This is a genomic window from Arthrobacter sp. 05T444, from assembly GCF_056395905.1.
Map to the genome: position 1 here is coordinate 107276 of NZ_JBFTKK010000011.1, position 22961 is coordinate 130236.

Here is a 22961-nt window from a genome sequence, read left to right on the forward strand (position 1 = left end):
GCACAACCAAGCTTCAGCTGAAAGGCCATGCCATGAAATTCCTCTACGGAACCCCCGCGGACCGCTACGACGTCGTCGTCGTCGGCTCCGGCGCCGGTGCCCTGACTGCCGCCGCCACCGCGGCGCACGCCGGCAAGTCCGTCGTTGTCCTCGAAAAGTCTGCCCTGCTGGGCGGAACGTCCGCCGTCTCCGGCGGGATGTTGTGGGTGGCGGACAACCACCACGCCAGGGCTGCCGGCATCACCGACTCCAAGGAAGCCGCCCGGACATACGTCGCCGCAGTGGCGCGGGGGCGGGGGCGCCGTGAGCTCCTGGACGCCGCCCTGGACTATGGGGACACCATGCTCCGCTACACGGAAGAGGAACTGGGCCTCAGGTTCCTGTTCCTGAACAACTTCCCCGACTACCGCCAGGACCTGCCAGGCTCCGTGGAAGGCGGACGCACCGTGGAGCCCGAGCTCTTCAACATCCGCGAAGCCCTCGGCGACCTCGCCGCGCACGTGCGCTCCGACGGCCGGGCACCCTTCACCATGCAGGAATACGAAAACTGGGGTGCCTTCACCAAGTTCCCGTGGGCCGACCTCAACCGCCGCCAGGCCGAGGGCCTCGTGGCCAAGGGACACGCCCTTGTTTCCATGCTGCTCGCCAGCCTGGTCCGCGACGGCGCGGCCCTCGCCGTCGGCGCGCGGGGGCACCGGCTTCTGACCAGCGGCGGCCGGGTGACCGGCGTTGAACTGGAGACCGGGGAACAGATTCAGGCCAACGACGGCGTGGTCCTTGCCACCGGCGGCTTTGAATGGGACCGTCAGCTGGCCGACTCCCTGCTGGCGTCCCGGCTGTACGCGATGTGCTCCACGCCGTCGAACACCGGTGACGGGCTGAAGATGTCCCAGCGCGTTGGCGGCCAGACCCGGGGCACGCGCGAAGCATGGTGGGCTCCGATGGCGATCACGGGGGACACCCGGGACGGACAGCCGGTGGGCACCCTGCTCCGCTTCGAACGCCAGGGTCCCGGGTCCATCATGGTCAACCGCAACGGCGAGCGCTTCGCCAACGAATCCCAGAACTACAACGACCTCGCCCGCTGCCTGCAGTCGTGGGATTCGCCCAACAACCGGACACTGAACACGCCGGCCCATGTGGTGTTCGACCACACGTACCTGGAGCGCTACGGCGTCCTGGCCCACCGCGCAGGCATGCCCACGCCGGACTACCTGATTGAGGCGCCCACCCTGGCAGAACTGGCAGTCAGGATCGGCGTGCCTGCGGGCAAGCTGACCGCCACCGTGGACCGGTTCAACGAGTTCGCCGTCAAGGGCGAGGACCCCGATTTCGGCCGGGGTGAGAGCGCCTACGACAAGTACTGGGGTGACGACGACTGCCCATGGCCCAACCCGTCCCTCGGACCGCTGCAGAACGGTCCCTACTACGCCCTGGAAGTAGTCAACGGTGCGTTCGGCAGCAACGGCGGCGTGGCCACCGACGGCCGGGGACGGGTGCTCGACGTCGACAACCAGCCGATCGCCGGGCTGTTCGCCGCCGGCAACACCACCGAAAATGCCTACGCGGCCGGTTACCCGGGCGCCGGGGCGACCCTGGGCCCCATCATGACGATGGGCTACCTCGCAGGACGGACAGCCGCCGGCCAAAGTGCCAGCTACCCGGCCGGGGAGCGGGCAGCCGCTCTCGCCGGAGCCCGGCCATGATGCGGCACGCCGTCCTGTTCCGCTTCAAACCGGACTTCCCGGCGTCCGACCGGCAGGCCTGGATCGACGGCCTGAACCGCATGGATGGAAACATCCCCGGCCTGCTGTGCCTCACCCACGGCCCCGACGTCATGGGCACCGAACGGTCGTTCGACTACGCCATCGTGGCCGACTTCGCGTCAGTGGACGACGTCGCCGTCTACAACACGCACCCGCTGCACGAACCGCTGAAGAAATACTCCTTTCCGAACAGCGAACAAATCCTCTCGGTCGATTTCCACCTCTAGTCCCGTCCATCCGGATACGGTCCCGTCCGGGTGGACAAGATCCCGTCCATCCCGACAAGACCCCGTCCGCCCGGACTACGACGTCCCAAGGAGATTCACATGTCCACAAATTCACCTGCCGGCGCAGCAGAGTTTGCGCCACCGCGCAAGACGCCTGGCAAGGCCGCCCTCGCATCCTTCCTGGGCAGCACGCTCGAGTACTACGACTTCTTCATCTACGGCTCTGCCGCAGCGCTGGTGTTCAGCCACTTGTTCTTCCCCAGCGGCAACCCGGCCGTCGGACTGGTGGCCTCCTTCGCCACTTTCGGCGTCGCCTATGTGGCGCGGCCCATCGGCGGGCTGGTCATGGGGCACTTCGGCGACAGGCTGGGACGGAAACGCACGCTGCTGTTCACTCTCGGCATGATGGGACTGGCGTCGCTGGGCATCGGGTTCCTTCCCACCTATGAGCAGGTGGGTGTCTGGGCGCCCATCCTGCTGACCGCCGGCCGGCTGCTCCAGGGATTCTCCGCGGGCGCAGAGTCAGCGGGTGCCTCCACGCTCACGCTTGAGCATTCCCCGGAGGGGCGGCGCGGCTTCTTCACCAGCTTTGTCATGACCGGTTACGCCTCCGGCATGGTGTTGGCCACCCTGGTATTCATCCCGATTTCAGCCCTGCCGCAGGACCAGCTGATGAGCTGGGGCTGGCGCGTCCCCTTCTGGCTCTCCGTGGCAGTGCTGGCCATCGCTTACTGGGTCCGCACGCATCTGGACGAGACCCCCGTCTTCGAAGAGGCCCAACAGTTCGACGAGGTCAAGTCACTGCCTATCCGCGATGTGTTCAGATTCCAGACGCCTGACGTGCTGCGCGTGATCGGCATGTCCATCATGTCCGTCATGCAGACAGTCTTCACGGTGTTCGGCCTCGCCTATGCCACCGGCACGGTAGGTCTGGACAAGGCCTCAGTCCTCACGGTGAATGCCGTCTCCATTGGGCTGTCGATGTTCGTGATGCCCGTGACGGCTCAGCTCTCGGACCGCGTGGGGAGGCGCCCGCTCCTCATCACGGCAGCCCTTGGCTGCTCTGCGACCATCTTCGGGTACTTCTGGGCCCTGGGCACCGGGAACATGACCCTGATCTTCCTGGCCGCCTTCGTCAACATGACCCTCTTCTACTCATGCTTCAACGGCATCTGGCCGGCCTTCTTCGCGGAACAGTTCGCAGCGCCCATCAGGTATTCCGGCATGGCCATCGGAAACCAGCTTGGCCTGATGGTGGCAGGATTCGCCCCGATGATCGCCGGGCTGTTGCTGGGCGCTGGACGGAACGGCTGGATTCCTGTGGCCCTGTTTGCCGCAGCCTGCATGGTGATCGCCGGAATAGCTGCCTACTTCTCCCGGGAGACGGCCCGGACGCCCATAGCGGATCTGGGCGGCCCATACCTGAAGGGCGTGGCGGACCGTCGAAGTGCCAAGCCCTTGCCCGCCCGGACGCCAGTTCCGTAGCGTTGGCCTCAGAGCCTTGGGCGGCCCGAGCCCGGGCCGCCCAAAGCCGGCGTCCGCCCAGACGCATCGCCAGGCGGCCTGGCGGGAGAGGCCGTGGCCAGGACCGCGCCGGAAGGACCAAGCCATGGGAAACGTGTCGCTGTACCTGGACGTCGACGGCGTGGTGTGCCCGTTCGGGGCCACCGGCGACACCCCCTGGGGCTCGGCGTGGACGTACGCCTACGCCGGGATGCTTGAGGTTGCGTATGCGGGGGAGCTGGTGGTGGCCCTGAACCGGCTGGCACCGACCCCCGGTCTCCGCTGCGTGTGGCTCACGAGCTGGGAAGAACTGGCACCGGCGGTCCTTTGCCCGGTCACCGGGCTCGACGGCGGCCAGTGGCCGGTGCTGACCGCGGACGGCGCGGGAGGCGGGGCGGACTGGTGGAAGCTCGAGGCAATCCAGGCGGACGTCGAATTCACCCGTCCCGAGCGGATCATCTGGATTGACGACCAGCTCGCCTTCGAGGGCCGGGCCCAGGCATGGGCAGGAGTGCTCGGTGCCCGCGCCCTGCTGGTTTCGCCTGACCCGAGGCGCGGACTGTCACCGGTGGAGCTCGACTCCATCCGGATTTTCGCGGAGGACACGGTTTGACCTGATCCTCAGGGCGCGTACGATCTATAAGGTTTCAAACCCGTCCTGCAACCACCCGCAAGTCACACCGGCCGAACAGCCGGTGAACTATGCTTTGCAGGGCAGGCAGGGGAAAGTGGAACTGCTGACCGTCGACTCTGCAGATTGGGCAACAGGTGGATATCACCTTCATGGTGGCGCTGGTCATAGCGCTGGCATTATTTTTCGACTTCACCAACGGCTTTCACGACACGGCGAATGCGATGGCTACACCCATTGCCACCGGTGCCATCAAACCGAAGACGGCAGTTGCGCTCGCGGCGGTCCTGAACCTGGTGGGCGCCTTCCTGTCAACGGAAGTGGCAAAGACCGTCTCAGGCGGCATCATCCGCGAGGGAGCCGACGGCGTCCAGATCACCCCGGACATCATCTTCGCGGGGCTCATGGGTGCCATCCTCTGGAACATGGTCACCTGGCTCAAAGGGCTGCCGTCGAGTTCCTCGCACGCCCTGTTCGGCGGACTGATCGGCGCAGCCATTGCAGGCATCGGGTTTAATTCCGTGAACCTCGAGACCCTGCTGCAAAAGGTCATTCTGCCGGCCGTCTTCGCCCCGGTCATCGCCGGCGTGGTCGCTTACATCTGTACCCGCATCGCCTACGCGCTCACGTCCCGGCACGATCCCGAGACCGGCAGCAAGCTCACGCAGAAACGCGGCGGCTTCCGGACCGGCCAGATCTTCACCTCAAGCCTGGTGGCACTGGCGCACGGCACGAACGACGCCCAGAAGACCATGGGCATCATCACCCTGGTGCTGATCGCGGCCGGCACGCAGAGTCCGGGCACCGGACCGCAGCTGTGGGTCATCGGCGCTTGCGCCCTGGCCATCGCCGTTGGCACGTATGCGGGCGGCTGGCGGATCATCAGGACCATGGGCGCCGGGCTTACCGAAGTGAAGCCCGCGCAGGGCTTCGCGGCAGAGTCCAGCACCGCCTCCGCCATTCTTGCCTCGTCGCATCTGGGCTTCGCCCTCTCCACCACCCAGGTGGCCTCCGGATCAGTGATCGGCTCGGGGATGGGCCGCAAGGGCACAACCGTCCGTTGGGGGATGGTGGGGCGCATCGCCCTCGGCTGGCTCTTTACCCTTCCCGCTGCCGGCATCGTTGGCGCCCTCACCGCGCTCCTCGTCAAGACAGGTGTTGTGGGCGTGGTCATCGCTGCGGTCGCCGGCACCGGAGCCGTGCTCTATATGTTCCTGGTTTCACGCAAGTCCGAAGTGGGCCACCACAACGCCGTGGAGGTCGAAGAAGCCGGACAGGCTGTCCGTTTCGCGAAGAAGAAAGCCCTCGCCCGGGCACGTGCCAAGGCGAACAATCCGAAGGATTCTCAGCAATGAAGTGGTTGGAACTCCTCACAGTAGCCGGAGCCACGCTCGTGGCCGCGGTAACCGTAGTGGTCCTCTATTCCCTGGGTGTCCGCCTGACTGCCATTGCCGGAGACCGCCAGGTCACCGCTCCCGTGTGGGTCCGCTACCTCGCCTACGCCTGCTTTGGGCTCTGCGGCATCGCCGTACTCTTCGGGCTGTACCTGATCATCCCTTACTTCAGCGGCTAACCCACCGACGCCACACAAGCCTCTGCGGCCTCTGGGAACCACGGCCGGGGATGGCTAGTCTTAGACCATGCCCAGCGTCCAGTACTACGTTGCATCGTCCCTCGACGGATTCATCGCCACCGCTGATGACGATCTTGCCTGGCTGCTCCAGTTCGACGGCTTCGACGGCGGCAAGGAGAGCTACGACTCGTTCATGGCCGGCGTCGGCTGCATCGTCATGGGCGGCACCACCTACCAGTGGCTGATGGACCACGAGTCCGGCAATTGGCCCTATCCCGAAACCCCTTGCTGGGTCTTCACCCACCACGAATTCACAGCACCCCCGGGCGCAGACGTCACCTTCGTGCGGGGGCAGGTCCAGGAGTTCGCCAGGGACTTCACGGGCGATGCCGCCGGGAGGAATGTGTGGGTGGTGGGCGGCGGTGACCTTGCGGCCCAGTTCGCCGATGCCGGCCTGCTGGACGAGCTCATCGTCTCGATCATCCCCGTGGTGCTGGGCCAGGGGAAGCGGCTGCTTCCCCTGAACGTCCCGACGCCGCCACTTGAGTTGGTTGAGTCCCGCACCCAGGGGCGGGGGATCGTGGAGCTCCGCTACCGTTTCGGCGGAGAGGCCGGATAGGCCGGATAGCGTACCCGGCACGCCGGAAGGCGGCCTGAGCGCCGCCAGACGCCAGTGTGGCCGGCCCGGTGATGCTACGTGTTGATGTCCCGGATCAGGTTGGTGATCCGGGCTGTCGAAAGCCTGCGGCCGTGCTCATCGGTCATGACGATTTCGTGGGTGGTGAGCGTGCGGCCGAGATGGATGGCCGTGCAGGTTCCCGTCACGGTGCCAGCCGCGATGGCCCGGTGATGCGTAGCGCCCACCTCGATGCCAAGCGCCTGGCGCCCGGGGCCGGCGTGCATGCCGGCCCCGAAGGAACCGAGGGTTTCCGCGAGCACTACATGGGCGCCGCCGTGCAGGATCCCTGCCACCTGGGTATTCCCTTCCACCGGCATGGTGGCCACCGTCCGCTCGGGGCTCATTTCCAGGAAGCGGATCCCCATCTTCACCACCAGGGCGCCGATGCCGAACTCGCCGAGCCAATCGTGCAGCTGCTCCGGGACGCCGGCCGTGATCAGTTCGTCCTTGAACCGCACCTCTTCGGCGGGCTGGCCGGGCGTGAAATTGTCCATCATGGCAACTAGGCTGGCACCTGTGAGTGAAACTACCAAACCGGCCCCTTTCCCGTCCGACGCCGACACCCTGCAGGATATTGCGGTCCCGCGTCCCGCCGGCCCCGCTGCTTCCGCGACCGTGGCCCCGGTTATTCCCCTGACGGACCAGCCGCGCCTCCTGGTGCTGGACGGACACTCCATGGCGTTCCGGGCCTTCTTTGCCCTCCCTGCTGACAAGTTCTCCACGTCCGCTGGCCAGCACACCAACGCCATCCACGGCTTCACGTCCATGCTCATCAACCTGATCAAGGAGCAGAAGCCCACCCACATTGCCGTGGCCTTCGATGTCTCGGACGAAACCACCCACCGCAAGGCCGAGTACAGCGAGTACAAGGGCGGGCGCAACGAGACGCCCAGGGAGATGAGCGGCCAGATCGATCTCATCGACAAAGTCATGGGCGCGTGGGGCATCAAGACCATCAAGATGCCCGGCTACGAAGCGGACGACATCCTGGCGACCCTCGCCGCAATGGGTGAACAGGCAGGCTTCGAGGTACTTCTCGTGTCCGGCGACCGTGATGCCTTCCAGCTGATTACGGACAACGTCTTTGTGCTGTACCCCAGGAAGGGCGTCAGCGACATTCCCCGGATGGATGCCACAGCCATCCAGGAAAAGTACTTTGTCAGCCCGGCCCAGTACTCGGACCTCGCCGCCCTGGTCGGGGAGACCGCGGACAACCTCCCTGGCGTTCCCGGCGTCGGCCCCAAGACGGCGGCCAAGTGGATCAACCTGTACGGGGGGCTGGAGGGGGTTCTGGAGAACCTCGACGCGATCGGCGGGAAGGTGGGGGACGCCCTCCGCGAAAACGTCGAGGACGTCAAGCGCAACCGGCGGCTGAACAGGCTCCACACTGATCTTCAGCTCCCGGTAACGCTGGACGAACTCGCGGAACCCCGCCCGGACGAGGCCGCCCTGGAGCAACTGTTCGACGACCTTGAATTCAAGACCATCCGTACGCGGCTCTTCGCCCTCTACGGCAGCGACGACGTGGAATCCGCTAAGCGGGAGAGCATCGACACGCCGGCTTTTGTGGCCCCTTCCGGCGCTACTGAGCTGAGTGCTTTCCTGGCGGCCGGAGCCGGTAAGCGGTCGGCCGTCGCCGTTGACCTGGTGCCCGGCCGCATCGGCGAAGACGCCGCAGCACTGGCCATTGTCCGTGACGACGCCGCCGTCTACATCGACCTCGCCGCCCAGGACGCCGCAGCGGAAAACGTCCTGGCGGAGTGGCTGCGTGACGGGCAAGCCCCGAAGGTCATGCATGGCTACAAGGCAGCCCTGAAAGCCCTGTCCAGCCGTGGCCTGGGCCTGGAAGGTGTAGTGGATGACACCTCCATCTCCGGGTACCTCATCCAGCCGGACCGCCGCACGTATGAGCTCGCCGAACTGGCTCAGCACCACCTCAACATCAGCATGTCAGCCGAGACCGCCAAGGCAGGCCAGCTTGAGCTGTCGTTCGACGGCGACGACGCCGCCGCTGCCGACGCGCTGGTCCGGGTAGCCGCGGTAGTCCAGGCCCTGAGCCGTTTCTTCGAATCGGAACTGACGGAACGCAAGGCGGCGGACCTGCTGACCACCCTGGAGCTGCCCGTCAGCCGGGTTCTGGCCGACATGGAACTCGCTGGCATCGCCATCGACATGCCGCGCATGGACGAACAGCTTGCGGATCTCGCGAAGGTGATCGACAACGCCCAGGAACTCGCCTTCGCCGCGATCGGCCACGAGGTCAATCTCGGATCGCCCAAGCAGCTGCAGACGGTACTCTTCGAAGAACTCCAGCTGCCGAAGACCAAGAAGATCAAGTCCGGCTACACCACCGACGCCGCGTCGCTCAAGAACCTGCTGGAGAAAACAGGGCACGAATTCCTGGTCCAGCTCATGGCCCACCGCGAGTCCTCGAAGCTGCGCCAGATGCTGGAATCGCTCAAGAAGTCCGTTACCGAAGACGGCCGGATCCACACCACGTATGCGCAGAACGTGGCAGCCACCGGCCGGATCTCCTCCAACAACCCCAACCTGCAGAACATCCCCATCCGCAGCGAGGAAGGCCGGCGCGTCCGCGGCATCTTTGTGGTCAGCGAAGGCTACGACTGCCTGCTGTCCGCGGACTACTCACAGATCGAAATGCGCATCATGGCCCACCTCTCGGGGGACGCCGGCCTGATCCAGGCCTACAAGGAAGGCGAAGACCTCCACCGCTTCGTGGGTTCCAACATCTTCCATGTGCCCACCGATCAGGTGACCAGTGCCATGCGATCGAAGGTCAAGGCGATGTCCTACGGCCTCGCCTACGGCCTGACCTCGTTCGGCCTCTCCAAACAGCTGGAGATCTCCGTCGACGAGGCACGGACACTCATGAAGGACTACTTCGACCGGTTCGGCGCCGTCCGCGACTACCTCCGCGGCGTGGTGGACCAGGCCCGGATCGACGGTTACACCGCCACGATCGAGGGGCGCCGCCGCTACCTCCCGGACCTCACCAGCACGGACCGGCAGCTGCGCGAGAACGCTGAGCGCATTGCCCTGAACTCTCCCATCCAGGGGTCGGCGGCTGACATCATCAAACGCGCCATGCTGGGCGTGCACTCCGAACTCGCAGCCCAGGGCCTCAAATCGCGCATGCTCCTGCAGGTCCATGACGAACTGGTCCTGGAGGTCGCAGCGGGGGAACGCGAGGCGGTGGAGAAGCTGGTCACCGAACAGATGGGCGCCGCGGCCCAGCTGAGCGTTCCGCTGGACGTCCAGATCGGCGTCGGCCCCAGCTGGTACGACGCCGGCCACTAGCAGTTTCAGGAAGCGCAGGGCGCCGGAGCGGCGCCCTGCGCGCGTCATACATTCGCGTTCAAGGGGGAGCAGTACGTGGCAGACGAGTATGAGATCAGGCGGTTCAGGGCAGCGGACAAGGGAGCTCCGGATTATCCCTGGGGAACCGACTGGATCCGCGCCGTGGGCTTCGGTTTCCATGACAGCCGCAGGAACGACGAGTTCGTGGACAAGCTCATGGCCATGTACCGGGCGGACAACCGCGAGCTCACCGGCGTCTACCAGACGGGGGAGGTGGCGCCGCATTCCCTGGGCGCTGAGATTCCCGTGGCAACGTTCGGGACGCTGCGCAAGAATCTGAACATCGGCTACGGACGGCAGCTGGAGGCCCAGCTGGTCACCGCAGTGACAGTGCGGGGGACGCACCGGCGGCAGGGGCTGCTGCGCCGGATGATGGCCCAGGACCTCGCGGCCGCAAAAGCCGACGGCCTGGCGGTGGCCGCGCTCACTGCGTCCGAGGGGTCGATCTACGGCCGCTTCGGCTACGGCGTTGCCACGTTCGAGCGCACGGTGAAGGTGGATACCGGGCCCAGGTTCCGGCTTCGCCATACCGCAACCGGCACGGTGGAAATCGCGGACCGGAAAGTCCTCCTGGACCTGGCGCCCCAGGTGTTCGAAGGGGTCCACCGGCTGACTCCGGGCTCGATCGTGCGGCAGGAAGCCTACCGCCAGACTGTGTCCGGCACGTGCGGCCGCGACGGCGCCGAGGATGAGTCCATCAAGTGCGCCCTCCACTATGACGCGGCGGGCTCGGTCGACGGCTACGTTTCATACAAGTTCGCCGGCTGGGACACCAAGCCCTACACCATCGAACTGGTTGACCTGGTGGCAGCCACCGATGCCGCCTACCTGGAACTCTGGCAGTTCCTCGGCAGCATCGACCTGACCGGCCGGGTCAGCTGGGCAGACGCCCCTGTGGACGACCCCCTGACGTGGGCGCTGGAGGATCCGCGGTGCATCGAGTCTTCGGACCAGAGGGACATGCTGTGGCTCCGGATCCTGGACACCGGCAAGGCCCTTTCCGCGCGGCACTATTCCGCGGACGGGTCCCTGGTTCTTGGGGTCAGCGACGGCCTTGGCTTTGCGGGCGGCACGTTCATCCTGGATGTCACCGGAGGCAGCGCGAGGGTCACGGAGGCTCCGGCCGGATCGCGCCCGGAGCTTTCGCTGGACGTCGCTGAACTCGGTTCCATCTACCTTGGTGCGGTCTGTCCGGTGACGCTGGCCTCGGCCGGGCGGATCACCGAGCATGCCCTGGGAGCTGCGCTGAAAGCGCGCCTCATGTTCGCCGTCGAACGCGCGCCGCACTGCCTGACGCACTTCTGACGGTGTTCGCGCAGGTCGCGGGCCTGCACGGCAGCCCAGGCGCTTTGACCGGCCTTGGCGCGGGCCACTATAATAAACGGGCGTGTACTACGTGCACGTATCTACAATCCACAAAATCAGGATGACCCGGCAAATCCACCGGATTTGCCGAGACCTGCGCCTGCGTTCAATAACGCGGGCGTGGTGGTTTGCCTGACCGACTAACTATCCACAACGGAGCCCCTACTACATGACCATCACCTCCACCGAGAAGCCCGGTACCCCCGTAGTCGCGATTAACGACATCGGTACCGCTGAGGACTTCCTCGCAGCTGTCGACGCCACCATCAAGTACTTCAACGACGGAGACCTCGTCGAAGGTACCGTCGTCAAGGTCGACCGCGACGAAGTTCTGCTCGACATCGGTTACAAGACCGAAGGTGTCATCCCCTCCCGCGAGCTTTCCATCAAGCACGACGTTGACCCCGGAGACGTCGTCTCCGTTGGCGATCAGGTCGAAGCCCTGGTGCTCACCAAGGAAGACAAAGAAGGCCGCCTGATCCTCTCCAAGAAGCGTGCTCAGTACGAGCGCGCCTGGGGCGACATCGAGAAGGTCAAGGAAGAAGACGGTGTCGTCACCGGTACCGTCATCGAGGTTGTCAAGGGTGGTCTTATCCTCGACATCGGTCTGCGTGGCTTCCTGCCCGCGTCCCTCGTCGAGATGCGCCGTGTGCGCGACCTCGCTCCGTACATCGGTCAGCAGATCGAAGCCAAGATCATCGAGCTGGACAAGAACCGCAACAACGTTGTGCTGTCCCGCCGTGCATGGCTCGAGCAGACCCAGTCCGAGGTCCGCTCCACGTTCCTCAACAAGCTGGAAAAGGGCCAGGTCCGTCCCGGCGTCGTTTCCTCCATCGTCAACTTCGGTGCCTTCGTGGACCTTGGCGGCGTAGACGGCCTCGTCCACGTTTCCGAGCTGTCCTGGAAGCACATCGACCACCCGTCCGAGGTTGTCGAAGTTGGCCAGGAAGTCACCGTCGAGGTTCTCGAGGTCGACCTGGACCGCGAGCGCGTCTCCCTGTCGCTCAAGGCTACGCAGGAAGACCCGTGGCAGACCTTCGCCCGCACCCACGCCCTCGGCCAGGTTGTTCCGGGTAAGGTCACCAAGCTGGTTCCGTTCGGTGCGTTCGTTCGCGTCGAAGACGGCATCGAAGGCCTGGTCCACATCTCCGAGCTCGCTGTCCGCCACGTTGAGCTGGCTGAGCAGGTTGTCTCCGTTGGTGACGAGCTGTTCGTCAAGGTCATCGACATCGACCTCGAGCGCCGCCGCATCTCCCTCTCCCTCAAGCAGGCTAACGAGGGCGTTGACGCCGACAGCACCGAATTCGATCCGGCACTCTACGGCATGGCCGCTGAGTACGACGAAGAGGGCAACTACAAGTACCCGGAGGGCTTCGACCCGGAGTCCAACGAGTGGCTTGAAGGCTACGAGAACCAGCGCGCCGCCTGGGAGCAGCAGTACGCTGACGCCCAGACCCGCTGGGAAGCACACAAGAAGCAGGTTGCCCAGCACGCTGCCGACGACGCTGCAGCTGCAACGTCCGGCGACAGCGACTCCGGCACCACCAGCTACTCCTCCGAGCCGGCTGCAACCGAGACCGGTGCAGGCACGCTTGCTTCGGACGAGGCTCTTGCAGCACTGCGCGAGAAGCTGACCGGCAACTAATTGCCCCAGCGCTGGTGACACCGGCGTGCTGCTAGCCGGCCCCTAAGGCCGGAGAGCAGGACGCCGGCACAGCACGCGGAAAGGTGGCCGTCCCTTCGGGGACGGCCACCTTTTTGCATATGTCCGGTGCGTATCACCGCGCGCTGTGTGGGCTAACACCAGTAACCCTGGGAAGCAAGAAACTAAGCTGATTAATAATCAGCAGCGGAGCGGCCCGTCAACCCAGTCCGTGCCCTCCGGCTCCAGGTCCGCTCTTCCGGCCGTCATGGCGGCGAGCCGCCCGGCCGCATCTGCCAGGACACGCGGTGAGTCCGGCAGGGCGAGCCGCAGGACTGTTGACTGGGACTCATAACCGGTTTCGGCCATGACGTAGCCGGCGGCCCGGAGATCGTTCTCCAGGCGCCCGGCCGCGGCATGGGCCACCCGGACGGCACAGAGGCGCAGCCGGCTGCGGTTCACCAGGGGAGCGAGTTCGAGGGCTGCGGACACCGATTCGGAGTAGGCGCGCACCAGCCCGCCGGCACCCAGGAGTATTCCGCCAAAGTAACGCACGACGACGGCACTGATGTCGCTGAGGTCCGTCACCCCCGGGGCGGTTTCCCGCCGGATCAGCGCCTCCAGCATGGGGATCCCGGCCGTCCCGGAGGGTTCGCCGTCGTCGCTGGAGCGCTGGATGTCCCGGTCCGGGCCCAGAACGAACGCCGAGCAATGGTGCCGGGCGTCGTGGAATTCGCGGCGCAGGCCCGCCACCAGGGCCCGTGCGCCGTCTTCGCTGTCCGTGCGGCGCAGCACTGTTATGAAACGCGATCGCTTGATCTCCAGCTCGTGGCGGAAATCGGGTCCAGCGGCAAGGGTCGTGTATGACGACGTCCTGCTCTTCTGGGAATCTGCGTCGTCAGCCACCGGTTCAGTTTAGTCTTGGGGAGTGCTGAAGATCGGATTGACGGGCGGCATCGCCTCGGGGAAATCGATGGTGGCGTCACGCCTTCAGGAGCTGGGGGCGGTCCTCGTCGACGCAGACGCCATAGCCCGCGATGTTGTGGAGCCGGGCACGCCTGGCCTAGCCGCGGTGGTGCAGACGTTCGGGCCGGATATCCTCGGCGCCGACGGGCGGCTGGACCGGCCGCGGCTCGGGGCCGTCGTGTTCGGGGACCAGGAACGGCGGGCAGTGCTGAATGGCATTGTCCATCCCCTGGTGCGGCAGCAGGCCGCCGCGGTGATCGCCGCCGCCCCCGCGGACGCCGTCGTGGTCCAGGACATCCCGCTCCTGGTGGAAACCGGTCAGGAAAGCAGTTTTCATCTCGTGGTTGTGGTGGATGCGGCGGGAGACGTCCGGGTCCGGCGGATGGTCGAGCACCGCAACATGACCGAGGAAGAGGCCCGCTCCCGGATGGCGGCCCAGGCGGCCCGTGATGTCAGGCTCGCGGCCGCCGACGTCGTGCTGGACAACTCCGGGACGCCGGAGGACCTGCGGCTTGCCGTGGACCGGCTGTGGGAGGACCGGCTCGTGCCCTTTGCCCGGAACGTCAGCAAAGCTGCCGTTGCTCCCCGGCATGGTGGACCGGTATTGGCCGCGCACGACCCTGACTGGCGACGTCAGGCATCCCTGCTCATGGCCCGGCTCCGGGCGGCCGCCCCTGACGACGTCCTGGCCGTGGACCACATCGGATCCACGGCCGTGCCCGGACTCTCCGCCAAGAACGTCATCGACCTTCAGCTGGCGGTGAAGGACATGGACGCGGCGGACCGCATCGCGCCATTGCTGGGCGACGCCGGCTTCCCCGTCTGGCCAGGGGTCCTGCTCGACAGCCCCACCTCACAACATTCGGATCCCGCAGCGTGGTCCAAGCGGCTCCACGGCAGCGCGGATCCGGGACGTCCCGTCAACGTCCATGTCCGCGTGGCCGGCTCGCCTGGCTGGCGGTTCGCCCTGTGCTTCCGCGACTGGCTCACCGCGGACCAGGCTGCGCGGGATGCCTACGGGGCCGAGAAACACCGGGTCGCGGCACTCCATGCCTCAGACTCCTCCACGTCCGGGTACGCCGCGGACAAGGAACCCTGGTTCACGGAGACCGCCGGACCGGAAATGGAGCGGTGGGCCGAAAGCAGCGGCTGGCGGCCGCCGTCGTGGGAATCCGGGAGCACCTCCGGCGGCACGTCCGGCACAGCCTAAAGCTGAATCAGGAGTTCCTGTCCGTGCCCCGCTGTAGATTAGGTACATGAGTCTTGCCCAGGAAATCAACCGCATCGTGGCGCCCTTCGAGGTCATCAGCGAGTTCCAGCCGGCGGGTGACCAGCCAGCCGCCATCGCGGAACTGACCGAACGAATCAAGAACGGTGAGAAGGACGTCGTGCTGCTGGGCGCCACCGGTACAGGCAAGAGCGCGACAACGGCCTGGCTGATCGAGCAGGTCCAGCGGCCTACCCTGGTGATGGTGCAGAACAAGACCCTCGCTGCGCAGCTGGCCAACGAATTCCGCGAACTGCTCCCGAACAACGCGGTCGAGTACTTCGTCTCCTACTACGACTACTACCAGCCGGAAGCCTACGTGGCGCAGACGGACACCTTCATCGAAAAGGACTCGTCCGTCAACGAGGAAGTGGAGCGGCTCCGGCACTCCGCCACCAACGCTCTGCTGACGCGCAGGGACGTGATTGTGGTGGCTACGGTCTCCTGCATCTACGGCCTCGGCACTCCGGAAGAATACATCGCCGGCATGGTGACCCTCCGGAAGGGGGCGGAGATGAACCGCGACGATCTGCTCCGGAAATTTGTCTCCATGCAGTACGCCCGCAACGACATGGACTTCCACCGCGGCACGTTCCGCGTCCGCGGCGATACCGTGGAGATCATTCCGATGTACGAAGAGCTGGCCATCCGGATCGAGTTCTTCGGGGACGAGATTGAGAACATCCACACCCTTCATCCGCTGACCGGTGAAGTGATCCGGGACGAGGAGGAAATGTACGTCTTCCCGGCATCGCACTACGTGGCCGGTCCGGAACGCATGAGCAGGGCGATCAAGAGAATCGAAGACGAACTGGCCGAGCGCCTCGCGGTACTGGAAGGCCAGAACAAGCTCGTCGAAGCCCAGCGGCTCCGGATGCGCACCACCTATGACCTGGAAATGATGCAGCAGATGGGGTTCTGCAACGGCATTGAGAACTACTCCTCGCATATCGACGGCCGCGCCCGCGGGACCGCTCCGCACTGCCTCATCGACTACTTCCCGGACGACTTCCTCCTGGTGATTGATGAGTCCCACGTCACCGTGCCGCAGATCGGCGCCATGTACGAGGGCGACATGTCCCGCAAACGGAACCTGGTGGACCACGGCTTCAGGCTGCCCTCGGCGATGGACAACCGACCGCTCAAGTGGGACGAGTTCCAGGACCGCGTGGGTCAGGCGGTTTACCTGTCCGCTACCCCGGGCAAGTACGAGCTCGGCAAGGCCGACGGTTTCGTCCAGCAGATCATCCGGCCCACCGGCCTGATCGATCCCGAGGTCGTCGTCAAGCCCACCAAGGGCCAGATCGACGACCTCCTGGGTGAGATCCGGACCCGCACCGAGAAGAACGAACGCGTCCTGGTCACCACCCTCACCAAACGGATGGCAGAGGACCTCACCGACTACCTGCTGGGGCACGGCGTCAAAGTGGAGTACCTGCACTCGGACGTGGACACCCTCCGCCGTGTGGAACTGCTCCGCGAACTGCGCATGGGTGTCTTCGACGTTCTCGTAGGCATCAACCTGCTCCGAGAAGGCCTCGACCTCCCGGAGGTGTCGCTGGTCAGCATCCTGGACGCGGACAAGGAAGGCTTCCTGCGCTCCTCGACATCCCTGATCCAGACCATCGGGCGTGCCGCCCGCAACGTTTCCGGCCAGGTTCACATGTACGCGGACCGGATCACAGACTCGATGGCGCACGCGATCGACGAGACGAACCGGCGCCGCGCTATCCAGGTTGCCTACAACACGGAGCGCGGGATCGATCCCCAACCGCTCCGGAAGAAGATCGCGGACATCACGGACCAGCTCGCCAAGGAGGACGCCGACACCCAGGAGCTGCTGAACAACAACCGCCTGGCCAAGGGCGGCAAGCGGGGTAAGTCCGCGGCAAAGGGGGCAGCTACCGTGCGCGCGGACGGGCTCGCGGCCGCGCCGGCCGAGGACCTGGTGGGACTGATCGAGCAGCTGACCGAGCAGATGCACGGAGCTGCCGCGGAACTTCAGTTCGAGCTCGCGGCCCGGCTCCGCGACGAAGTGTCCGAGCTCAAAAAGGAACTGCGCCAGATGCAGGCTGCCGGCCACGCCTGAGCGGGTTGGCCAAAGCCAATGCGGGGGCGTTGTGTCCGGACAGTGGAACGCTGTCCGCGCTTTGGCACGTCCAGGGCGCGGGCAAGTGCCGGTGTGGGGTAAAGTTGAGGTCACGTAGGGGAGTATCCCAAGCGCTACGAACGTCAACACGCAAGGCACAGATGCCCTGCCGGGCGTAGCGGGCAACCACATGAGCACCAAGTGCATAGGTTCGCCGGAGAGACTTACACCGGTTTTCTGTACCCTGCGAAAGGTATCCCTGTGCAACTTCCCGTCTGGTTCGAGGTCGGCTCGTTCGTCGTCCTCGGCATCATCCTCGCTCTGGACCTGCTCCTGGTGCTGCGGCGCCCGCATGAGCCCTCGATGAAGGAAGCCGGCCTCTGGGTGACGTTCTACGTGGCCCTGGCCCTGCTTTTTGCCGGCGCAATGTTCCTGTTTACCGGCCCGGAGTTCGGCGGCCAGTTCGTTGCTGGCTGGGTGACTGAGTACAGCCTCAGCATCGACAACCTCTTCGTGTTCATCATCATCATGGCGCGCTTCTCCGTGCCGCGTAAGTACCAGCAGGAAGTGCTGATGGTGGGCATCATCATCGCCCTGATCCTGCGCGGCATCTTCATCATGCTCGGCGCCATTGTCATCGAGCAGTTCAGCTGGGTCTTCTACATCTTCGGTGCCTTCCTGCTCTGGACCGCTTGGAAGCAGGCCCAGGACGAAGGCGAAGACGAAGAGGACAAGGAAAATCCCCTCATTGCCCGCATCCGCAAGGTGATACCGATGTCGGAGAAGTTCGACGGCGGCAAGCTCCGCACCGTTGTGAACGGCAAGAAGGTCTTCACGCCGATGCTGATCGTCTTTGTGACCATCGGCATGACGGACCTGCTGTTCGCCGTGGACTCCATTCCGGCAATCTTCGGCCTGACCCAGAGCGCGTTCATCGTCTTCACCGCCAACATTTTCGCCCTCATGGGATTGCGGCAGCTCTACTTCCTGCTCGGCGGCCTGATGAACCGCCTCATTTACCTGAAGCACGCACTGTCGGTCATTCTGGCGTTCATCGGCGTGAAGCTCGTGCTGCACGCCATGCACGTTAACGAACTTCCGTTCATCAACGGCGGCCACCACATCGAGTGGGCCCCGGAGATCCCCACGTACGTCTCCCTCGCGGTCATCGTGGGCACCATCATCATCGCCGTGATCGCGAGCCTGGTCAGTTCCGGCGCACAGAAGGCCAAACTGGACGCCCGCCTCGAGGAGGACGCCCGGAAGAGCCTGAGCGACGTCGACTAGGTTTAGCAGGCGCCCAGTTCAGCGGGCGGCAGCCACGCTTGGCGGCGCCGAACAGACAACCCCGGCCGGCGGCCGGGGTTGTCTGTTTTTGCTATGCAGGCGGCGGGGGCTGAAGTGTCCGTTCGCGCCGGGGCGGAGGCTGTGTGCTGTCGTCAGCTGCGGACTGAACGGACCATGCCCAGCAGGCGGCTGAAGATCGCCTCGCCGTCGTCGGCAATGCCGTCGTGGTGGAAATCGCTTGATTCCCAGGTCTGCAGCCCCCGGACGGCTGCTGCAGTCTCCAGCGAGAGGCCCCGCTCCACATAAATGTCGTCGCTGTACACGGCGGCGGCGGCCGGGACGGTATTGGCTGCCAGCTGCGCTGTGTCGTACAGCGGCTTCCAGTCCGTCTTCGCGGCCAGCAGCTCCGCCACGTCTTTCAGCGGGCGCAGTGCCGCGTCCTGCTCGAAGTACCACGGGTAGACCATTTCGCCGGTCAGGAGCACCTCCGGGGCGTTCGGGCTAAACTCCGGGAACTCCCTGAGGACCCGCCATGCGGCCCAGTCCGTTGCCCGTCCCTGGCCGTAGATGGATTCGTGCATCAGCGCGTAGAGAGGGTTGCCCGCCCGAGAGACCAGCGAGCGGACCTGCTCCAGGAAGGCATCGGACAGCCGCGCACCGCGGGGTGTGTCCACGAAGGCGTCTTCCAGCAGGTGGTGCAAACCGTCCACCCGGGTGTTCCCGCCGAGGAAGGAGCCCACCATCTGGAACCGTTCCACGGTCAGGCGTTCGCCGCCCGGCAGGAATTCCTCGGTGTCGCGCAGGTGGCGGGCGATCCGGTTCACGGCCCCGCGGTCTTCCGGGTACCAGCCGTAATACTCGGCATTGCGGGCGGCCACGCGCTTGAACGTCTCGCGGTAGACCCTGTCGGCGGGTCCGGTGAGCGGGGCCAGGCCGCCGGTGATGAGGACCTCGCGCAGGCCGTCTGGCGCGAACGAGAGGTAGGTCAGTGCGCAGAAGCCGCCGTAGCTCTGCCCGTAGATGGTCCACGGCTCCGAGCCCAGGGCATGGCGAATCAGCTCGGCGTCGGCAACGATTGAATCGGCCCGGAAATGTTCAAGGTAACGGGCCTGGGCCGGGGCGTCACCGCGCGCGGGCAGCGTGTTGCGGTCGATGGGGGAGGACAGCCCGGTGCCCCGCTGGTCCAGCATGAGGATGCGGAAGTCCTTCGCGGCCGCCTTGCTCCAGCCGCCCAGGGACATCAGCCGGTTGCCGCGGCCGCCGGGGCCGCCCTGCAGGTACACGAGCCACGGCAGGCGTTCCGCGGCCGCTTCGCTGTGTTCTGTCGAGACGTATTCGCGGGCGAACACCGTGATGGTCTCGGAGTCCGCGCCGTTTGCGGCTGGACTGAAATGGTCCAGCGGGACGGAGAAGTAGTGTTCCGCGGTGCGCATCCCGCGGTATTCGTGCCTCGCGCGGACAGTATGGATGGCGGCATCCACCGCAGCCTCAGCCACGGACGCCGGCCCCGCTGCGGGTTCCGAACGCCGCCAGGGCGGCGCCGGTAAGCCGGAAGGTGGACCATTCCTCCATCGGGTTGGCACCGAGGTTCCGGTAGAAACTGATGGACGGTTCGTTCCAGTCCAGGACACTCCACTCAACCCGTGCGTAACCGCGTTCGACGGCGGTGGCGGCCAGATGCTGCAGCAGCGCCTTACCGTGGCCTTCGCCCCGCGCCTCCGGAGTGACGTAGAGGTCCTCCAGGTAGATGCCGTGGACACCTTCCCAGGTCGAGTAGTTCAGGAACCACAGTGCGAAGCCCCGGACCTGCCCGGCGTCGTTCTCCGCCATGTGGGCAAACACACGGGGGGTGTCGCCGAACAGCGCGGCCGTCAGCATCTCCGGAGTGTTCCGGACGGCGTCCGGTTCCTTCTCATAGATGGCCAGTTCATGGATCATCTGCAGGATTGCGGGGACGTCGTCTGGGGTTGCGGGACGGATTGCGCTCATGTATCCGAGCTTACTGTGTCCTCCCGTAAGGGGCTGGCCGTCAGAGCCTGTTGACCTCGGTCACCCGGACAACGGCGGTGCCGGTTTCGTCGGAGGCGGCCAGATCCACTTCGGCGGAGATGCCCCAGTCGTGGTTGCGGGCGGGGTCGTCGAAGATCTGGCGGACCTTCCATGCTTCCGGCCCCTCGGTGATCATCAGCAGTCCCGGCCCGCGGGCGTCGGGGCCGGTACCGATGTCGTCGTGTTCGTCGAAGTAGTCGTCCAGGACGTTCTCCCACCGGTCGGCGTCCCAGCCTGCATCGCCGTCGAGCTCGCCCAGCGCGGCCGCATTCTCGTCCGCGAAAAGCTCCACGCGCCGGAACATCTCGTTCCTGACCATGACGCGGAAGGCGCGGATGTTCGACGTCAGCGACGGCGGCGGGGGAGGCGGGGCGTCGTGGGGAGTCGGCGCCGCACCGGACGTCAGCTCCTCCCACTCGTCCAGCAGGCTCGAGTCGACCTGGCGGACCAGCTCGCCGAGCCAGGCGATGAGGTCCTCGAGATCATCCCGAAGGGCGTCCTGCGGCACGGTCTGCCGCAGGGCCTTGAAGCCGTCGGCGAGGTACCGCAGCACGATGCCTTCGGAGCGGGCCAGCCCGTAGAACTGGACGAACTCGCCGAAGTTCATGGCGCGTTCGTACATGTCCCGGATGATGGACTTCGGCGCCAGTTCAAAGTCGCCCACCCACGGCGCCGCCTTCCGGTAGACCTCAAAGGCTTCACCAAGGATTTCCCCGAGGGGCTGCGGGTACGTGACCTCATCGAGCATCGCCATGCGCTGGTCGTACTCGATGCCGTCCGCCTTCATCGCGGCGATGGCCTCACCCCGGGCCTTCTTCTGCTGGGCGGAGAGGATCTGACGCGGCTTTTCCAGCGTGGACTCGATGACAGAGACCACATCCAGTGCGTACGACGGCGATTCCGGATCCAGCAGTTCCAGCGCGGCCAGGGCAAAGGGGGAGAGCGGCTGGTTCAGGGCAAAGTTGGCCTGCAGATGGACTGTCAGGCGGACGCTCCTGCCGTCGGCGCCCTGCTCTGCCGGCGGGATGCGCTCTACCACCTCGGCGGCGAGCAGCTCGCGGTAAATCGCGAGCGCCTTCTTCATCAGCCGCAGCTGCGAAGGCCGCGTTTCATGGTTCTCGGTGAGCAGGCGCCGGGCAGCAGTGAAGGGATCACCGGGCCGTTCCATCAGGTTCATCAGCATCGCGTGGGTGACCGTGAAGCTGGAGGTGAGCGGGTCTGGAACAGATTCCACCAGGCGGTTGTAGGTGGGCTCGCCCCAGGACACGAAGCCTTCCGGCGGCTTCTTCTTGACCACCTGGCGCAGCTTCTTCTGGTCATCGCCGAACTTGGCGGTTGCCTTGGCCATCGCCTTGACGTTCTCGACCACGTGCTCCGGCGCCTGGACCACGACTGTGCCGGCGGTGTCGTAGCCGGCCCGGCCCGCGCGGCCGGCGATCTGATGGAATTCGCGGGAGTTGAGCAGGCGGGTGCGGACACCGTCGTATTTGCTCAGCGCGGTAAGCAGGACCGTACGGATGGGCACGTTGATGCCGACGCCCAGCGTGTCGGTGCCGCAGATGACCTTCAGCAGGCCCGCCTGGGCGAGCTGCTCCACCAGGCGGCGGTACTTGGGCAGCATGCCGGCGTGGTGCACGCCGATGCCGTGCCGGACCAGCCGGTTAAGGGTCTTGCCGAAGCCCGCGGCGAAACGGAAGTTCGCGATCAGCTCGGCGATCCGGTCCTTCTCCTCGCGGCTGCAGACGTTGATGCTCATCAGCGTCTGGGCCCGTTCGATGGCTTCGGCCTGGCTGAAGTGAACCACATAGACGGGAACCTGCCTGGTGGACAGCAATTCCTCGAGCGTCTCGTGGACGGGGGTCTCGTGATAGTAGTAGTGCAGCGGAATAGGACGTTCCGCGGAACTGACGGTGGTGGTGGGCCGGCCCGTGAGCTCGGTCATCCCGGCCTCGAAGCGGCTCACGTCCCCGAGCGTGGCGGACATCAGGAGGAACTGGGCCTGCGGGAGCTCCAGGAGCGGGACCTGCCAGGCCCAGCCGCGCTGCGGATCCGCATAGAAATGGAACTCGTCCATGATGACCGCCCCAAGGTCCGCTGCGGCACCTTCCCGCAGCGCGATGTTGGCCAGGATTTCCGCCGTGCAGCAGATAATCGGGGCGTCCTGGTTGACGCCGGAATCGCCGGTGATCATGCCCACGTTCTCAGCCCCGAAAATGTCGCATAGGGCGAAGAACTTTTCCGAGACCAGGGCCTTGATGGGAGCCGTGTAGTAGCTGCGCTCCCCGCGGGCCATCGCCTGGAAGTGCGCGGCAATGGCCACTAGGGATTTGCCAGAACCGGTTGGTGTCGCAAGGATCACGTTGGCGCCGGAGGCGAATTCCATGATGGCTTCGTCCTGGGCGGCGTACAGCTCCAGTCCCCGGCTTTCCGTCCACTCCACGAACCGCAGGTAAAGAGTGTCCGGGTCAACCTCCGCCGTTGCGATCCGTGCGGCCGGGGAGGGGAGCTGTTCAACGAGTTTCATTGCTTTCCAGCTTAG

General features: G+C 65.6%; 18 protein-coding genes. 13 read left to right on the forward strand and 5 right to left on the reverse strand.

Annotated elements, in window-relative coordinates:
- Positions 1–32 precede the first annotated feature (32 nt).
- The 7 genes from chcC1 (at position 33) to AC1DD3_RS12585 (ending at position 6319) form a co-directional block, all read left to right on the forward strand.
- Positions 33–1706, forward strand: a complete 1674-nt coding sequence (gene chcC1, locus AC1DD3_RS12555; protein WP_230117228.1) for a 4-oxocyclohexanecarboxylate 2-dehydrogenase — start codon at positions 33–35, stop codon at positions 1704–1706.
- On the forward strand, positions 1703–1993 hold the full coding sequence (locus AC1DD3_RS12560) for a Dabb family protein (protein ID WP_230117227.1): 291 nt from the start codon (positions 1703–1705) through the stop codon (positions 1991–1993). The genes chcC1 and AC1DD3_RS12560 overlap by 4 nt, the downstream gene beginning before the upstream one ends.
- Before the next feature lie 99 nt (positions 1994–2092).
- Positions 2093–3478 carry an MFS transporter gene (locus tag AC1DD3_RS12565; protein WP_476876823.1) on the forward strand — a complete coding sequence of 462 codons (1386 nt, stop codon included), beginning with the start codon at positions 2093–2095 and terminating at the stop codon, positions 3476–3478.
- A gap of 124 nt (positions 3479–3602) precedes the next feature.
- Positions 3603–4109 (forward strand): HAD domain-containing protein, encoded by a 507-nt coding sequence (locus AC1DD3_RS12570; protein WP_230117225.1) that lies wholly within the window; start codon positions 3603–3605, stop codon positions 4107–4109.
- Between the two features lie 155 nt (positions 4110–4264).
- Entirely contained in the window at positions 4265–5482 is a 1218-nt protein-coding gene (locus AC1DD3_RS12575; RefSeq protein WP_290369706.1) for an inorganic phosphate transporter, read from the forward strand.
- On the forward strand, positions 5479–5700 hold the full coding sequence (locus AC1DD3_RS12580) for a hypothetical protein (protein WP_230117224.1): 222 nt from the start codon (positions 5479–5481) through the stop codon (positions 5698–5700). Before AC1DD3_RS12575 ends, AC1DD3_RS12580 begins: the two co-directional genes overlap by 4 nt.
- A 67-nt stretch (positions 5701–5767) precedes the next feature.
- Positions 5768–6319: a dihydrofolate reductase family protein gene (locus AC1DD3_RS12585; RefSeq protein ID WP_230117223.1), complete on the forward strand. Its 552-nt coding sequence runs from the start codon at positions 5768–5770 to the stop codon at positions 6317–6319.
- Positions 6320–6393: 74 nt separating this feature from the next.
- Here the strand turns inward: AC1DD3_RS12585 and AC1DD3_RS12590 are convergent, their stop codons facing one another.
- Entirely contained in the window at positions 6394–6876 is a 483-nt protein-coding gene (locus AC1DD3_RS12590; RefSeq protein ID WP_476881819.1) for a hotdog fold thioesterase, read from the reverse strand.
- A gap of 178 nt (positions 6877–7054) precedes the next feature.
- Here AC1DD3_RS12590 and polA point away from each other — a divergent pair, with 178 nt between their 5' ends.
- The 3 genes from polA (at position 7055) to rpsA (ending at position 12767) form a co-directional block, all read left to right on the forward strand.
- Entirely contained in the window at positions 7055–9697 is a 2643-nt protein-coding gene (gene polA / locus AC1DD3_RS12595) for a DNA polymerase I (protein ID WP_230117316.1), read from the forward strand.
- Between the two features lie 75 nt (positions 9698–9772).
- Entirely contained in the window at positions 9773–11062 is a 1290-nt protein-coding gene (locus tag AC1DD3_RS12600) for a GNAT family N-acetyltransferase (protein WP_476881820.1), read from the forward strand.
- Between the two features lie 229 nt (positions 11063–11291).
- Positions 11292–12767 (forward strand): 30S ribosomal protein S1, encoded by a 1476-nt coding sequence (gene rpsA, locus AC1DD3_RS12605; protein WP_230117220.1) that lies wholly within the window; start codon positions 11292–11294, stop codon positions 12765–12767.
- Positions 12768–12965: 198 nt separating this feature from the next.
- Here the strand turns inward: rpsA and AC1DD3_RS12610 are convergent, their stop codons facing one another.
- On the reverse strand, positions 12966–13670 hold the full coding sequence (locus tag AC1DD3_RS12610; RefSeq protein WP_476881821.1) for an IMPACT family protein: 705 nt from the start codon (positions 13668–13670) through the stop codon (positions 12966–12968).
- Positions 13671–13692: 22 nt separating this feature from the next.
- Here AC1DD3_RS12610 and coaE point away from each other — a divergent pair, with 22 nt between their 5' ends.
- From coaE to AC1DD3_RS12625, 3 genes are all read left to right on the forward strand, one after another.
- Positions 13693–14940, forward strand: a complete 1248-nt coding sequence (gene coaE, locus AC1DD3_RS12615; RefSeq protein WP_476881822.1) for a dephospho-CoA kinase — start codon at positions 13693–13695, stop codon at positions 14938–14940.
- A 46-nt stretch (positions 14941–14986) separates the two neighbouring features.
- Positions 14987–17086, forward strand: a complete 2100-nt coding sequence (gene uvrB / locus AC1DD3_RS12620) for an excinuclease ABC subunit UvrB (RefSeq protein ID WP_230117217.1) — start codon at positions 14987–14989, stop codon at positions 17084–17086.
- Positions 17087–17347: 261 nt separating this feature from the next.
- Positions 17348–18373 carry a TerC family protein gene (locus AC1DD3_RS12625; RefSeq protein ID WP_476876818.1) on the forward strand — a complete coding sequence of 342 codons (1026 nt, stop codon included), beginning with the start codon at positions 17348–17350 and terminating at the stop codon, positions 18371–18373.
- Between the two features lie 152 nt (positions 18374–18525).
- On the opposite strand, the gene AC1DD3_RS12630 is transcribed toward AC1DD3_RS12625, so the two are convergent.
- Genes AC1DD3_RS12630 through AC1DD3_RS12640 form a run of 3 tightly spaced genes read right to left on the reverse strand, consistent with a single transcriptional unit; the run spans position 18526 to position 22946 of the window.
- The gene (locus tag AC1DD3_RS12630; protein WP_230117315.1) at positions 18526–19806 is read right to left on the reverse strand and encodes an alpha/beta fold hydrolase; all 1281 of its coding nucleotides are present in this window, start codon (positions 19804–19806) and stop codon (positions 18526–18528) included.
- A gap of 55 nt (positions 19807–19861) precedes the next feature.
- Positions 19862–20362: a GNAT family N-acetyltransferase gene (locus AC1DD3_RS12635; RefSeq protein WP_230117215.1), complete on the reverse strand. Its 501-nt coding sequence runs from the start codon at positions 20360–20362 to the stop codon at positions 19862–19864.
- A gap of 40 nt (positions 20363–20402) precedes the next feature.
- Positions 20403–22946 carry a DEAD/DEAH box helicase gene (locus AC1DD3_RS12640; RefSeq protein ID WP_476881823.1) on the reverse strand — a complete coding sequence of 848 codons (2544 nt, stop codon included), beginning with the start codon at positions 22944–22946 and terminating at the stop codon, positions 20403–20405.
- Between the last annotated feature and the right edge of the window lie 15 nt (positions 22947–22961).